The 12,614-nt window shown below is 73.0% G+C and carries 14 protein-coding genes; 5 read left to right on the top strand and 9 right to left on the bottom strand.

Features of this window, described 5'->3' with window-relative positions; translation table 11 throughout:
- Positions 1-45: 45 nt before the first annotated feature.
- Both OG906_RS03655 and OG906_RS03660 read right to left on the bottom strand, forming a co-directional pair.
- On the bottom strand, positions 46-552 hold the full coding sequence (locus OG906_RS03655; protein WP_329439905.1) for a DoxX family membrane protein: 507 nt from the start codon (positions 550-552) through the stop codon (positions 46-48).
- 6 nt (positions 553-558) lie between these two features.
- The gene (locus OG906_RS03660; RefSeq protein ID WP_329439907.1) at positions 559-1,221 is read right to left on the bottom strand and encodes a hydrolase; all 663 of its coding nucleotides are present in this window, start codon (positions 1,219-1,221) and stop codon (positions 559-561) included.
- 270 nt (positions 1,222-1,491) lie between these two features.
- Here OG906_RS03660 and OG906_RS03665 point away from each other — a divergent pair, with 270 nt between their 5' ends.
- Positions 1,492-2,481 carry a COX15/CtaA family protein gene (locus tag OG906_RS03665; protein WP_329439909.1) on the top strand — a complete coding sequence of 330 codons (990 nt, stop codon included), beginning with the start codon at positions 1,492-1,494 and terminating at the stop codon, positions 2,479-2,481.
- A gap of 7 nt (positions 2,482-2,488) precedes the next feature.
- Here OG906_RS03665 and OG906_RS03670 read toward each other — a convergent pair whose 3' ends face one another.
- Positions 2,489-2,734 (bottom strand): hypothetical protein, encoded by a 246-nt coding sequence (locus OG906_RS03670; protein WP_329439911.1) that lies wholly within the window; start codon positions 2,732-2,734, stop codon positions 2,489-2,491.
- A gap of 133 nt (positions 2,735-2,867) precedes the next feature.
- Between OG906_RS03670 and OG906_RS03675 the strand changes: the two genes are divergently transcribed.
- Positions 2,868-3,434 carry a YdeI/OmpD-associated family protein gene (locus tag OG906_RS03675; protein WP_329439913.1) on the top strand — a complete coding sequence of 189 codons (567 nt, stop codon included), beginning with the start codon at positions 2,868-2,870 and terminating at the stop codon, positions 3,432-3,434.
- Positions 3,435-3,462: 28 nt separating this feature from the next.
- Here the strand turns inward: OG906_RS03675 and OG906_RS03680 are convergent, their stop codons facing one another.
- The 6 genes from OG906_RS03680 to OG906_RS03705 all read right to left on the bottom strand — a co-directional run bounded on the left by OG906_RS03680 (position 3,463) and on the right by OG906_RS03705 (position 10,108).
- Positions 3,463-5,319 carry a galactose oxidase early set domain-containing protein gene (locus OG906_RS03680; protein ID WP_329439915.1) on the bottom strand — a complete coding sequence of 619 codons (1,857 nt, stop codon included), beginning with the start codon at positions 5,317-5,319 and terminating at the stop codon, positions 3,463-3,465.
- A 202-nt stretch (positions 5,320-5,521) separates the two neighbouring features.
- Complete coding sequence (locus tag OG906_RS03685; protein WP_329439916.1) at positions 5,522-6,334, bottom strand: hypothetical protein; 813 nt, start codon at positions 6,332-6,334, stop codon at positions 5,522-5,524.
- The gene (locus OG906_RS03690) at positions 6,334-7,608 is read right to left on the bottom strand and encodes a VWA domain-containing protein (protein WP_329439918.1); all 1,275 of its coding nucleotides are present in this window, start codon (positions 7,606-7,608) and stop codon (positions 6,334-6,336) included. Before OG906_RS03690 ends, OG906_RS03685 begins: the two co-directional genes overlap by 1 nt.
- A 122-nt stretch (positions 7,609-7,730) precedes the next feature.
- Positions 7,731-8,126, bottom strand: a complete 396-nt coding sequence (locus OG906_RS03695) for a GntR family transcriptional regulator (RefSeq protein WP_267795884.1) — start codon at positions 8,124-8,126, stop codon at positions 7,731-7,733.
- Positions 8,127-8,177: 51 nt separating this feature from the next.
- Positions 8,178-9,164 (bottom strand): ABC transporter permease, encoded by a 987-nt coding sequence (locus OG906_RS03700; RefSeq protein WP_329439921.1) that lies wholly within the window; start codon positions 9,162-9,164, stop codon positions 8,178-8,180.
- Positions 9,161-10,108, bottom strand: a complete 948-nt coding sequence (locus tag OG906_RS03705) for an ABC transporter ATP-binding protein (protein WP_329439924.1) — start codon at positions 10,106-10,108, stop codon at positions 9,161-9,163. The genes OG906_RS03700 and OG906_RS03705 overlap by 4 nt, the downstream gene beginning before the upstream one ends.
- Positions 10,109-10,306: 198 nt before the next feature.
- Between OG906_RS03705 and OG906_RS03710 the strand changes: the two genes are divergently transcribed.
- The 3 genes from OG906_RS03710 to OG906_RS03720 are packed head-to-tail and all read left to right on the top strand — an operon-like array spanning position 10,307 to position 12,578.
- Entirely contained in the window at positions 10,307-10,942 is a 636-nt protein-coding gene (locus tag OG906_RS03710) for an ABC transporter ATP-binding protein (RefSeq protein WP_329439926.1), read from the top strand.
- Positions 10,939-11,805: a metal ABC transporter permease gene (locus tag OG906_RS03715; protein ID WP_329439927.1), complete on the top strand. Its 867-nt coding sequence runs from the start codon at positions 10,939-10,941 to the stop codon at positions 11,803-11,805. Before OG906_RS03710 ends, OG906_RS03715 begins: the two co-directional genes overlap by 4 nt.
- Positions 11,763-12,578, top strand: coding sequence for a metal ABC transporter solute-binding protein, Zn/Mn family (locus OG906_RS03720; RefSeq protein ID WP_329439929.1), 816 nt, complete (start codon positions 11,763-11,765; stop codon positions 12,576-12,578). Before OG906_RS03715 ends, OG906_RS03720 begins: the two co-directional genes overlap by 43 nt.
- Positions 12,579-12,614: the final 36 nt, after the last annotated feature.

The following is a 12,614-nucleotide window of genomic DNA, read 5'->3' on the forward strand; positions in this document are numbered from 1 at the left end:
GTGTTCTCCTGTGTCGGATGGTGTGCCGGAGGTGCCGCCCTCCGGCTACGCGTCGCCCGTCGGGCGTGGGGCGGCGGTGTGCAGGACGACCCGGGTGAGCAGTCCGCTGCCGATTCCCGAGACCAGGGCGACGCCGAGCCACCACAGGGGGTACGGCGTCAGCCCGAGCACCCGGTCCAGGGACCAGGCGCCGGGTCCGGTGGCCGCCAGGGCGGCCGCCGTCGCGATCAGGACCAGGGGGTATTCGTAGCCGTCGTTCTGCACCCAGAGCCCGTTGTGCCATTTGACGGTGAGCGCGACCGTCATGACGCCGATGACGCCGGTGGCGGCGAGCGGGGTGAGCAGCCCCAGGGCCAGCAGGAGCCCGGAGCCGATCTGGCCGGTACCGGCGGCGAGGGCGGTCAGGTTGCCGCCGCGGAAGCCGTCGCCGCGGAACTCCCGGGCCCCACCTTCGAGTCCGTGCCCGCCGAGGCGGTGACTGATCTTCTGCACTCCGTGGCCGGCGACGAGCAGGCCCGCCAGGAGACGCAGGATCAGGATGCCGGTGTCCAACTCGGCTCAGCCCGCTGCGTGTTCGCCGATGACCGACTGCGCGTACACGACGCCGAGGCCGTAGGCGCCGGCGTGCTCCTTGACGATCTCCATCACGGCGCCGTACGTCTCCTGGCGGGCCCAGTCGCGCTGGAGCTCCAGGAGGACCTGTACCCAGGTGACGGGGACGGCGCCGGCGGCGAGCATGCGCTGCAGGGCGTGCTCGTGGGCGGCCGGGCTGACCCCGCCGGAGGCGTCGGAGACCACGTAGACCTCGTAGCCCTGCTCCAGCGCGGACAGTGCGGGCAGGACCAGGCAGACCTCGGTCCACAGCCCCGACAGGATGATCTTCTTGCGGCCGGTGGCCTTGACCGCCTCGACGAGCGCCTCGTCCTCCCACGCGTTCATGGAGGTGCGGTCGATGGCGCCCTGCTCGGGGAACACGGCGGCGAGTTGCGGCAGGAGCGGGCCGGAGAAGGACGCGGCGGCGACCGTGGTGAGCACGGCGGGGACGTCGAAGGCACGGGCGGCCTTGGCGAGACCCACGGTGCTGTTGATGATCGCCGCGCGGTCGCCGCTGCCGACGCCGAAGAACATCTGCGGCTGGTGGTCGACGAAGAGCATGACCGAGTTCTCGGGCGTCAGCAGGTCCCGGCCGCCGGCGGCCCGGACCTTGGTGATGTCGAACATGAGGGGTCCTTGTCTGAGGGGAGGTGATGAGGGCCGACCGCCGCGGCTCCCGCGGCTCGGCACTTCCCGAACGTACGGTCGCGGCGCCCCCGCGTCTTTCCCCGCCGTGCGCACGGGATAGCCCGAGAACGCACAACCCGCGGACACGTGCGGGCCCGCCCGGCCCGGGTCCGACACCCCGTCAAGAACGCGCCGGCGCGCGGTCGTAGGCTGAGCCCTCCGGATCAACGCGCGCTCCCCCCGCGGCGGCGCCCTCACGGAAGGCCGATCGTGCGCACTCCTCTCTCCTGGGCGGCGGGCAGGTTCACGCTCGGTCCCCGCAGCGTCCGGTGGGCCGCGACGACGTCCGTGGTGGCGGCCATCGCGATCGTCGTGGGCGGCGGGATCGTCCGGGTCACCGGTTCCGGCCTGGGTTGCCCCGAATGGCCGATGTGCACGACGGGAACACTCGCCCCCACCTCCGAGATGGGACTGCACGGCGCGATCGAGTTCGGCAACAGGCTGCTCACCGGGGTGCTGTGCGTGATCGTGGGATGGGTCGTCGTCACCGCGCGCCTCCAGCGGCGTCCGATGCCCGCCGTACTGCGCGGCGCCTGGGCGCAGTTCTGGGTCGTCGTCCTGAACGCCCTGGTGGGCGGGGTCACCGTGTGGATGCGGCTGAGCCCCTACGTGGTCGCCGCGCACTTCCTCGCCGCGACCCTTCTGTTGACCGCCGCCGTGTGGACCCGGCACGCGGTGCCCGCCGGGGACGGCGGGCCCCCCTCGGACCTCTCCCCCGGCCGGCGGCCTGCCGGCCGGCACCGCACGCTGTCGTGGGCGCTGGTGGCCACGACGGCGCTGCTGGTCGTGGCGGGCACCGTGACCACCGGTTCCGGTCCGCACGCGGGGGACTCCTCCGACGTGCGCCGGATGCCCTTCGACTGGGCCACCGTGACGGTGGTGCACGGCGTGCTGGCCGCCGCGGTACTGGTGCTCGCCGTGCGGCTGCTCGCCGTGCTGCCGCGGGAGGGGTACCGCGCGGCGCGGCGCACGACGGTGCTCTTCGTCGCCGTGCTGGTGGCCCAGGGTGCGGTGGGCGTGTTCCAGTCCCGGACGGGGCTGCCGGAGCTCGCCGTGATCCTGCACCTGCTGGGGTCGGCCCTGGTGTGGGTCGGTGTGCTGCGGGTCCACCTGACGCTCCGGGCGGCGGACACGGCTCTGTCCGGCCTGTACGCGGGTGCGGTCCGCCGGGAGACGGTCGGCGGCGCGGCCCGCGGTTGACGCGGACTCAGACGAGCGACAGGCGGTCCGCGTCGACGGGTTCGACATCGGCGAGGTCGGCGATGCGCTCCACTCCGCCGCCGCGCGGGCGGATGTACGCGCGGCGGATCCAGCGGGGGGTACCGGTGTGGCTGGGGAGTTCCTCGCGGACCACGGCCATCAGCCGTCCCTCGACACCGGAGGCGGTGTCCCGCACGAGCCGTCCGACGAGCGGATGCCGTTCGTGGCCGTCGGGATTGTGGTGGTTGCTCATCGCGGCCTCGCTCACCTCGGGGCGACATGGGTCGACCGGTATTCGGGGCCGGTTCCGCTGCGGATGGGTCTGCCGGCGAAACCGAGGCGGCTGGGATGGCCGAGGCCGCCGGGACGGCGATAGCCTGCCGGGCATGGACGAGTTGAACGGGGTGGAGATCATCGCCTTCGCGGACGCCGGGGCGTTCGAGGGCTGGCTGTCGGAGCACCACGCGCGCGAGGCGGGCGTCTGGGTGAAGGTGGCCAAGAAGCGGAGCGGTGTCCCGTCGGTGAGCGACGACGAACTGGTGGACATCGGGCTCTGCTACGGCTGGATCTCCGGGCAGCGCAGGTCCCTCGACGACGTGTACTACCTCCAGAAGTACGTGCCGCGCCGCCCCCGGAGCCTGTGGTCGCGGGTCAACGTCGACAAGGTGGCGCTGTTGACGGCTGCCGGGCGGATGCGCGAGCCCGGCTTGGCGGAGGTGCGCAAGGCGCGCGAGGACGGTCGCTGGGAGGCGGCGTACGCGTCGCAGAAGAACGCGGAGGACCCGCCGGACCTCGCCGCCGCGCTGGCGGGCGACCCGCGGGCGCGCTCGGCGTTCGAGGCGCTCGACCGGACCGGGCGCTACCAGCTGATCCTGCCGTTGCTCCAGGCGCTCACCCCGAAGGCCCGACAGGATCGTCTCGACCGGGCCCTGCGTACCCTGCGCGGGGACTAGGGGACTAGGGGACTAGGGGACTAGGGGACTAGCGGACGCCCAGCTTGACCCACTTCGCCGTGCTGGGGACGCCCCGGGAGTTCAGCAGGAACAGCATGTAGTAACCGGGTGGGGCGTCGGCGGCGGAGGGCGGGGTCCGCAGGTCGAGGGTGTCGCCGCGGGTGCCGGTGCGGCGCAGCTCCAGGTGCCGTTGGCTGGTGTTGATCGAGTGCGTGACGGTCGTCGGCGCGAGCAGCACGGCCCGCGCCACGTCGTCGGGGGTGGAGGTGCGCACCTGGAAGTCGGTGTCGTGGGCGAGGGTGTGGCCGGGGACCGCGTCGAGGGCGGGTCGGGCCCCCCGGTGGAGGTAGGCGGGTTCATACAGTTCGATGCTGCCGTCCATGCCGTCCGTGATGTCGGGGTCGTTGGCGATCTGTTGGAGTTCGTCGCCGGTGACCAGGACCCGCCCGTCGGGCAGGACGAGCGCGTTGGAGTGGTAGCCCCGGGGCAGACGTTGGGCGGGCCCCAGGCTCCAGTGGCCCCGGGCGTCGCGGAGTTCGATCTGGCGGTACTTGAGGTCGGCCTTGGGGTTGAACGGTCCGAAGCCGTAGTCGCGGGTGTCCAGGGCTCCGTTGACCGTGAGCAGGGTCGCGTCCGGCAGGATCAGGGTGTCGTCCTGGGTGCGGCCGAACGCGCGCGGGCCGTCCGTGGTCCAGGCGCCGCCGGACAGCCGGTACGTGAGCGGGTCGCGCGGGTCGCCGCCGAGGACCAGCACGGAGTCGGGGCCCCGGAAACCGGCCGGGAGCGGCACCGCGGATCCGTAACCCCGGAAGTCCGCGGGCCGCCGGGGCAGGTCGACGCGGGTCTCCTTGGCCGGGTCGAACAGCCATTGCTGGTCGGCGTCGCGGCCGAGGCCGTAGATCATGCCGTCGCGGAGCGAGAAGAGGTGCGGGTAGTCGTTGCGGAAGGGGGCATCGGCCCCGAACCGCTCCGCCGGGAGGCCCACCGGGATGTCGTACGGGCGCCAGGGCACGGGGCGGCTGCGGGCCGGGAACCGTTCCACCAGCGGGGTGGGGTGTCCCGTACCGCGTTCGTCCTGCCCGGACATGACGAGTTGGCGGCCGTCCGCGCCGGTGACGACGGACGGGTACCAGCGGCCGACCGCCATGTCGCGGTTGCGGAACCAGGTCTCGGTCCACGGGTCGAACACGAAGGACAGCCGGGCGCCGGTGCCGCCCTTGCCGCCGCCGTTGCCGCCGAACACGCCGACCATGCCGTTGGGCAGGAAGGAGTGGCCCGCGCAGAAGAAGGGGGCCGGGCGCGGGACGTACGTGCCGTCGGGCATCAGCACGGTGGGCGGCGGCACGTTCTTGAAGGCGCGGGCGCCCGTGCCCTTGGCGGGATCCCAGAGGTAGGCGCGGCCCGCGTTGGTGCCGCCGATCCGATCGGTGGGCCCGGTCTCCTTGGTGGGGTCCGCCTCGACCCGCTCGAAGGAGAAGAAGAGCACCTTGCCCGTCGGGAGTTGGGCGAGATGGACCCCGAAGTCGGGGGCGGGGAAGTAGTCGGTGAAGCGCCCGGACCGCGCCGCGGTGAAGCCGGCGTTGACCCGCCGCTGGGAGGCGCCCAGCGCGTCCAGGCTCTGCGTGCGCTTCACCTGGGGGTAGCCCTGCGCACCCCGGGCGGCCGCTCGCCGGCCGGCGTGGGCCCGGGCGTGGTCCTCGCCGAGGGAGGCCGCTTCGCCGGGCCGGGCCCCGGCGGTGGTCCTCCGGTGGGAGGAACCGGCGCTCGCGGGGCCGTCGCCGTCATGCCCGGGAACGGTCGCGAAGGCCGGCAGCGCGGTGGCGAGCACGGCGGAGGCGACCAGGGGCAGGGTGGCCAGCACGGCGGACCAGGGGGATCGGGACACGGCACTCCTCGGTGAGACCGCCGACGGGGGCCGCCATCGTAGGAGAAGAACGATCTTTGCCACGTCGACTCGGCCGGCGGCGGTCCGGATCCGCCCGGACAGCCGTCGCACGGTCACGCGCACGGAGGAGCGGGGATCGTGCGCGGGGGCCGAACGGCGGAGCGGCCACGACCCCGCGCCGGGGTGGTGGCCGCTCCCCCGGTCATCCGCCGGAGGTGGTCCGTGCGGGACGGCCGGAACCGCGGGTCAGGGAGTACCCCCCGATGCCCGCGAGGGCGGCGAGCAGTCCGCCGGCCACGGTCCAGATCCAGCGGTCGGACCACCGGCCGCCGGCCCAGCCGCCTTCCGGCTCGATGCCGGCCGCCGGCTGCTTCCCGTCGGCTTCCGCGGCCCGCGCCGCCGTGATGCCGGGTACCAGGGGGGCCGACAGGGCGCCGTCCACCGCGTAGGCGCCGCCCGTGTCCGTCGCGTCGGCCCGGACCTGCGCCCGGACCGGCTGCCCCAGGTCCTCCGGGGCCAGGTCGACCACGGTGAGGCGGACGTAGTAGCTGCCCGGCAGCGGGTCGTTGGCCCACGTGTCCGCACCGGTCCGCACCGGTCGCAGGGTGCAGGACAGCTCGACGGCGCCGGCTTCCTTGGCCGCCGGGGCGGCCTGCTTGCCGTACATGCAGGGTTGGCGGCGGCGCAGCCCGTCGTAGACGTCGAGCCGCCAGTTGGCGGCGCCGTGCCGGGATGCCGCGGCCGGCAGAGTCACCGTGGCCTTGACGGTGGCCCGTTGGCCGGCGTCCAGCGGGAGCACCCAGTACAGGTAGTCACCGGTGGACGCGTCGGCCGTGGCCTCCTGGCCCACCTTGACCGCGGTGGCGGTACGGAAGCTCGTGCCCGCCTCCGTCGGCCCGCCGGCGGCGCTCGCCGACGGGGACGGGGACGGGGTGTCGGCGGTGGCCGTCGCGGCGAGGCCGAGGAGGGCGCCGCCGGCGAGGGCGGCGGCCGTCAGGGTGCGTACGGTACGCATCAGTTGGTCCTCCAGACGGAGATGCGCCAGCGGGAGATCCAGCCCCAGACCACACCGACCACGAGGCCGGTGAGCACGAGCACGCCCAGGAGCCACCAGCCGCGCCCGAGGCCGAAGGACGCCACGTCGGAGGTGTCGTCGGGGCCGTCGACCACGTCGATGGTCAGTTCGACGGGCATGCCCGGGGTGGTCTTGACCGAGGCGGGGGCCGAGAAGGAGTTGCTGACCTGGAGGCAGACGGTCTCCGGCTCCGTCACCTCGTTGCCGTCGGCGTCGTCGAGGACGGCCTTGGGGTACCGCAGGCCCGTGGAGACGAGGTCGGTGCGACCGTCACCGGCCTCCGAGCCCCGGACGATCTCCCGTCCGTGAACGGTCGAGGCGCGGAGCATGACGCCGTAGTCGTTGTTGACGGCGCGGTCGGCGCCGATGCTCACCGAGGCGCGCAGTTCCTGGCCGGGCTTGACGGCCACCTTGTACCAGCGGTGCTCGCCGAACGTCTCGCGGTCGGTGTAGAGGCCGGCCCCCAACACGGGGGCGTTCTGGCACTGTGCGGTTCCCGTGGTGGCCACGGGCGTGACCACGGGTGCGGCGGCCCGGTCGACGAGCTGTTTGACGCGGCCGGAGAGTTGGTCGGTGTGCTGGACCGAGGTGTAGGTGCCGCCCGTGGCCTCGGCGATGCAGATGAGCTGCTCGCGCGTCTTGGCGTCGGGTACGAGGCCGAGCGTGTCGATGGTCAGGTGGATGCCCCGGGCGGCGATGTCGCGGGCGACCTCGCAGGGGTCGAGCGGGGCGCAGGTGTCCTCGCCGTCCGTGATGAGCACGATCCGGCGGGTGGCGTCACCGCCCTTGAGGTCGTCGGCCGCACCGAGCAGGGCCGGGCCGATCGGGGTCCAGCCGGTGGGGGCGAGGGTGGCCACGGCCGTCTTCGCCTCGGTCCGGTTCAGCGGACCGACGGGGTAGAGCGGCCGGGTGTCCTTGCAGCCGAGTTTCCTGTCGTCACCGGGATAGTTGGCGCCGAGGGTCCGTATGCCCAGGAGGACGTCGTCCGGTACCGCGTCGAGCACGTCGTTGAAGGCCTGCTTCGCCGCGGACATCCGGGACTTCCCGTCGATGTCGGTCGCCCGCATCGAACCGCTGACGTCCAGGACCAGTTCGACCTTGGGCGGCTCTTTCGCCGCCGGCTCGCCCGCCGAGGCCTGTGCCGGGAACAGCCCGACGGCCAGTGTGGCCAGCAGGCCGCACGCTGCGGCCGCCACCCTTTTGCTTGTGATCATCGCCGGATCGTATTGAGGATCGTCGGCCAATCCAAAAGCCGCCCGGCGTGCGGACGTCCGGCGGCGCCCCCGCGGGCTCCGCGCGCCGGGGTCGTCCCGCGCACGCTCGGGACGACCCCGGCCTACACGGTGCCGACCGTCGGGAATGTCTCGGCGTGCACGGTGTCGAAGAGGGTGGTGACGTCCGAGGGTGTGAGCCCGTCCTCGCGGGCCTGCCGCATCCAGGCGCCGAGTTGGGCACGCAGGGGGGACTCGGGATCGGTCAGGGGGCCCGATGACGACTGGAGGACGAAGGTGCCCGCGCCCTGCCGTACCTCGACGAGTCCGGCGCGTTCCAGTTCGCGGTACGCCTTGAGGGTGGTGTTCGGGTTGACCTTGGTGCTGGCCGCCACCTGTGCGGCGGTGGGCAGTTTGTCTCCCTCGACCAGGGCGCCCATGCGCAGCGCCTGCTCCACTTGTTGGACGATCTGGAGGTAGGCGGGCAGGCCGCTTCGGCGTTCGATGCGAAACACGACCACGGTGCCCGCCTCCTTCTTTGCTTGTCGTCGATGGTCAGACTAGGTCGCGGATCAGAACGGTCCGCGCCGGGTGCGCCAGAGCAGGAGGGCGACGAGGAGTCCGGCCAGTGCGAGGAGGAGGCCGGACGCGGCCCACTGCATGCCCGCCATCTGGTCCTTGCCGAAGTAGTCCCACACCGAGTTGACGATGCCCAGCTTGGCGCGGCAGGCCTCCGGGACCGCTTCCGGGACGCAGGTGCCCCACCCGTGGAGTTCCCCCGAGGCCGTGCCGACCCAGTTGTCGACCAGCACGGCGTGGTCGAGCGCGGCCGGCCGTGCCCCTTCGAGCGGGAAGGCGATCCGGCGCGGGGTGGCGAGCCGGTCCTTGACGATGTCCAGGGCGATCGTGGCCGCGTACCCGATGAGGAAGGTGAGGACCATGGCGGGCACCGTGCGGCGGATCAGGGCTCCGATGGTGATGCCCAGGACCACGGAGAACAGTCCGAAGGAGACGAAGACGGGGAGGGTGGTGTCGAACGTGGGGTCGTGCAGCCAGTCGTGGGGGACGAAGGGGTCGACGGCGCCGCGCCACCACGCGAAGAGTCCGCCGAGCGCAGCCGTGGTGAGGGTGACGAGCAGGAGGGCGAAGCCGAGCTTCGCGAGGAGCCAACGTCCCCGGGTGACGGACTGGGTGGTGGCCAGTCGTGCGGTGCCGTTCTCCATGTCGGAGGCCAGCAGGGGCGCTCCGACGAAGACGGCGAGGACGGTGGTGAGGAAGGACAGGTTGCCGGCGAAGGAGTTGAGGGTCTCCGACGCGTTGCCGGCGACGTTGCCGCCGAGGGCGTCCGCCGGTTTGCCGGGCCAGCCCGCGGCGTGCAGGGCGTCGAGCATCGCGCCGCGTTCGTAGACGATCCAGGCGCCTCCGAGGACGATCAGCGCGAGGCAGGTGAGAAGGGCCGGGCGGTGCCGGCGGAACATCAGCCAGGCCAGTCCGCGCAGCCGGCGGGCCTTGGCGGGCGCGGCGCTCTCGGTGGCGCCGGGGCGGGTGAGCGTGCTCATGCCGCGAAGTCCTCTCGGTGGCCGGGCGCGGCGGTCGGGGAGACCAGCGCGGGCGCCTGGGGCGAACGGAGGTAGGCCAGCAGCACTTCCTCCATGCCGGGGTGCGATTGCTGCCAGTCGGGGCTCAGCGGTCCCTGGCGCAGCAGGAGGGCGGTGAACTGCCGCCCGGAGGTGCGGACCTCGACGACGGTGTGATCGTCGAGCGCCGCGGGCAGGGCGCCGCCCTCGGCGACGACTCCGGTCACCAGGGTGTGCATGGGCAGGAGTTCGTCGGCCTCGCCCGCCATGCGGACCTGACCGTCCGCGAGGACGAGCAGGTAATCGCACATGTTCTCCAGTTCGCCGAGCATGTGGGAGGACATCAGGACGGTGGTGCCGTGTGTGGCGGCCTCGGACATCAGCAGGGAGCTCAGCTCGTCCCGGGCGACGGGGTCGAGGTCGGCCATCGGCTCGTCCAGCAGGAGGAGTTCGGGGCGCTTGCCGAAGGCGAGCGCGAAGGCCACCCGGGTGCGCTGGCCGCCCGACAGGTCCCCGACGCGAGCCCCGACGGGGACGTTGCCCGCCCGTACGATCCGTTCGGCGACGGCCTGGTCCCAGTCCGGGTTGAGCTCCTGACCCATGCGCAGCGTGTCGGCGACGCTGAACTGCTTGAACAGCGGCTTGTCCTGGCCGAGGTAGGCCCAGCGTCGCATCACGGCGGGATCCCCGGCGGGGGCACCGAAGACCCGGAGCTCGCCGGCCGTGGGCTCGATCAGCCGGGTTGCCAGGTTGAGCAGGGTGCTCTTCCCGGCGCCGTTGGGCCCCACGAGGGCGCAGACGCGGCCCGCCGGGATTCTGAAGGAACAGTCGCGAAGCGCCCACCCCCGCCGGTATTTCTTGCCCAGCCCCCGGGCCACCAGGGCCCACCGGGTGTCGGCCGTGTCGGGAACGGTCAGATCGCGCACGCCTCCCCCTTTCCGTGATTCCACTACTTCATTAATGGAATCATGGTCTGCGCGCGGGGCGGGTGTCAACCGGCGTCCCCCGGTCACGAGCGATCCGCAGTGATCCGCGGTGATCCGGAACCGGACGGGCCCCCCGTCCGACTCCTGTGCCGAAGGCGGCGGTGGACCGCCCGCGGCACGAGGACGGGAAGGCACGGGATGGGCGGACTGGATGTGCGGATGCGGGGGGTGGGGTGCCGGCACGGGCGGGTCGAGGCCGTCACCGGGGTGGACCTGGAGATCTCGGCCGGTGAACGGATCGCGCTGACCGGGACCAACGGCTCGGGCAAGACCACCCTGCTGCGCGCCGTCCTCGGGCTGCACCGCCAGATGACCGGGTCCATCCTGGTCGGTGGCCGGGGCACCGGTTCCGCGGCCGAGTGGGCCTGGCGGCGGCGCTCCTGCGCCTGGATCCCCCAGAAACCGGCGGCAGGCCGGTTCCCCCTGTTGGGAGCCGAGTTGCTCGGCAGTTCGGGAGCACCCGCCGAGGCCTGTGAGGCGGCGGAGAAACTGGGCGTGGGGCCGCTGACGAGCCGGCCGCTGCACAGCCTCTCGGGCGGCCAGCTCCAGCGCATGTACCTCGCCCGCGCCATCGGCGGGGTCGCCGCCGGCGCCATGGTGCTGCTCGCCGACGAGCCGACCGCGGCCCTCGACTTCGACGGCCAGGAGGAAGCGGCCGAGGTCCTGACCTCCCTGCCCGTGACCCTCGTCGTCGTGACCCACGACCGGGCGCTCGCGGACCGCTGCGACCGGGTGCTGGAGATGGCGGCTGGCCGGCTGCGGGAGGTCCGGTGATCCTCGCCGCGGCCGATCTCGGCGAACTCCTCGGGCTCCTGCCCGTGCAACGGGCCGGGCTCGCCCTGCTGCTGGCAGCGATCGGACTGCCGATCATCGGCGTGATCATCGTCGGCCTCGACATCATGCCGGTGCGCTTCGCCATGATGCACGTGGCCCTGTTCGGCATCGCCGTCGGACTGCTCACCGGGCTCGACCCGATGCTGTGCGCGCTGGTCGCGTGCGCCCTGGCGGGGGCGGGCGTCGCACCGCTCGCCCGGACCCCGGACGGCCTCTCGGGCGCCATGGGCCTGCTGATGAGCCTGGCCATCGCCGCCGCGCTGCTGCTGCTGGCCGTCTCCGGGGTCAACGCCTCCGGCGCCTTCGCCCTGCTGTGGGGGTCGATCCTGTCCGTGGGCACCGCCGATCTGGTGGTGCTCGGCGTACTGGCCCTGGTGGTGCCGGCGCTCTTCCGGTGGCGGCGGCGGGACGTGGCCCTGCTGTTGTACGACCGGGAACTCGCCCAGTGCTCCGGCGTCCCCGTCCGCGCGCTGACCGCCGTGCTGCTGGTGCTGGTCGCGGTCGCGGTCGCCGGGGCGATCAAGCTCACCGGCGCCCTGCTGGTCGACGCCCTGACCCTGCTGCCCGCCCTCGCCGCCCGCCGGCTGGGCACCTCGCTGCGGTCCATCACCCTCTGGGCGGTCGCCATCGGGGTCGTCGTGAACCTCACCGGGTTCCTCGTCGCCCTCCGATGGGACTGGCCGCCCGGCCCGGTCCTCGTCCTCACCGCGGGGGCAGCCGTCCTCGCGGTCCATTTCCTCCCCGAACGGAGAATCAGCTCATGGCGCGTACCCGCGTCCGATTCGCTCCCCTCCTCGCACTGAGCGCGGCCCTGGCCCTGGTCACCGGCTGCGGCAACGGCGCGGATCCCGCTCCCGCCGCCGACGGCGCGAGCGGCACGCCCGCGCGATCCGGGACACCGGTGGTCGTCGTCACCACGACGTGGGAGGGAGCCTTCGCCAAGGCGGCCGGGGTCGCGGACCCGAAGGTGATCGTTCCGCAGTCGGTGCACCACGCCCCGGACTACGACCCGAAGCCCTCCGACCTCGCGGCCGTGGCCAAGGCCGACTTCGTGCTGTACGCGCCGTTCGAACCGTACGCGGCCAAGATCAAGGAGGCCGCCGGCTCCCGGGCGAAACTCGTCGAGGTCAACCTCGACAACGACCCGGAGAAGGCCAAGGCCGAGGTGGCGCGGCTGGCCGGGCTGTTCGGCACCCAGAGCGCGGCCGCCACGTGGACCGCCTCCTTCGACACCGAGTACGCGGCGCTCGTGAAGGACGTCCAGGGCGCCCGGCCCGACGGGAAGAGCCCCTCCGTCGTCAGCCAGGTCTTCACCACCTGGGCCGCCAAACTGTCCGGAGCGGCCCCGGTCGGCACCTACGGCCCCGAGGCGGTCACGCCGGCCCAACTGGCCGACCTGTCCGCGAAGAAGCCCGCACTGGTCCTGGACAACGCGCACATGACAACCGGTGTCGTGCTGCCCGACTCGGGCGCGAAGCAGGTCGAGATCGTGAACTACCCCGGCCCGGACCTGGAACTGTTGCCGGTCTACCGCAACGCGGCCGCCGCACTGAAGAAGGCCATGTCCCCCTCCTGAACCCACCCCGCCCCGACCGTGAGCCCGGCCCGCGAA

The sequence above is a fragment of the Streptomyces sp. NBC_01426 genome, assembly GCF_036231985.1.
Lineage (GTDB): Bacteria > Actinomycetota > Actinomycetes > Streptomycetales > Streptomycetaceae > Streptomyces.

Coding starts and splice junctions, on each gene's coding strand:
- OG906_RS03700 (WP_329439921.1), bottom strand. CDS start 9,164: ATGAGCACGCTCACCCGCCCCGGCGCCACCGAGAGCGCCGCGCCCGCC.
- OG906_RS03675 (WP_329439913.1), top strand. CDS start 2,868: ATGGACGAGTTGAACGGGGTGGAGATCATCGCCTTCGCGGACGCCGGG.
- OG906_RS03720 (WP_329439929.1), top strand. CDS start 11,763: ATGGCGCGTACCCGCGTCCGATTCGCTCCCCTCCTCGCACTGAGCGCG.
- OG906_RS03690 (WP_329439918.1), bottom strand. CDS start 7,608: ATGATCACAAGCAAAAGGGTGGCGGCCGCAGCGTGCGGCCTGCTGGCC.
- OG906_RS03660 (WP_329439907.1), bottom strand. CDS start 1,221: ATGTTCGACATCACCAAGGTCCGGGCCGCCGGCGGCCGGGACCTGCTG.
- OG906_RS03685 (WP_329439916.1), bottom strand. CDS start 6,334: ATGCGTACCGTACGCACCCTGACGGCCGCCGCCCTCGCCGGCGGCGCC.
- OG906_RS03670 (WP_329439911.1), bottom strand. CDS start 2,734: ATGAGCAACCACCACAATCCCGACGGCCACGAACGGCATCCGCTCGTC.
- OG906_RS03710 (WP_329439926.1), top strand. CDS start 10,307: ATGGGCGGACTGGATGTGCGGATGCGGGGGGTGGGGTGCCGGCACGGG.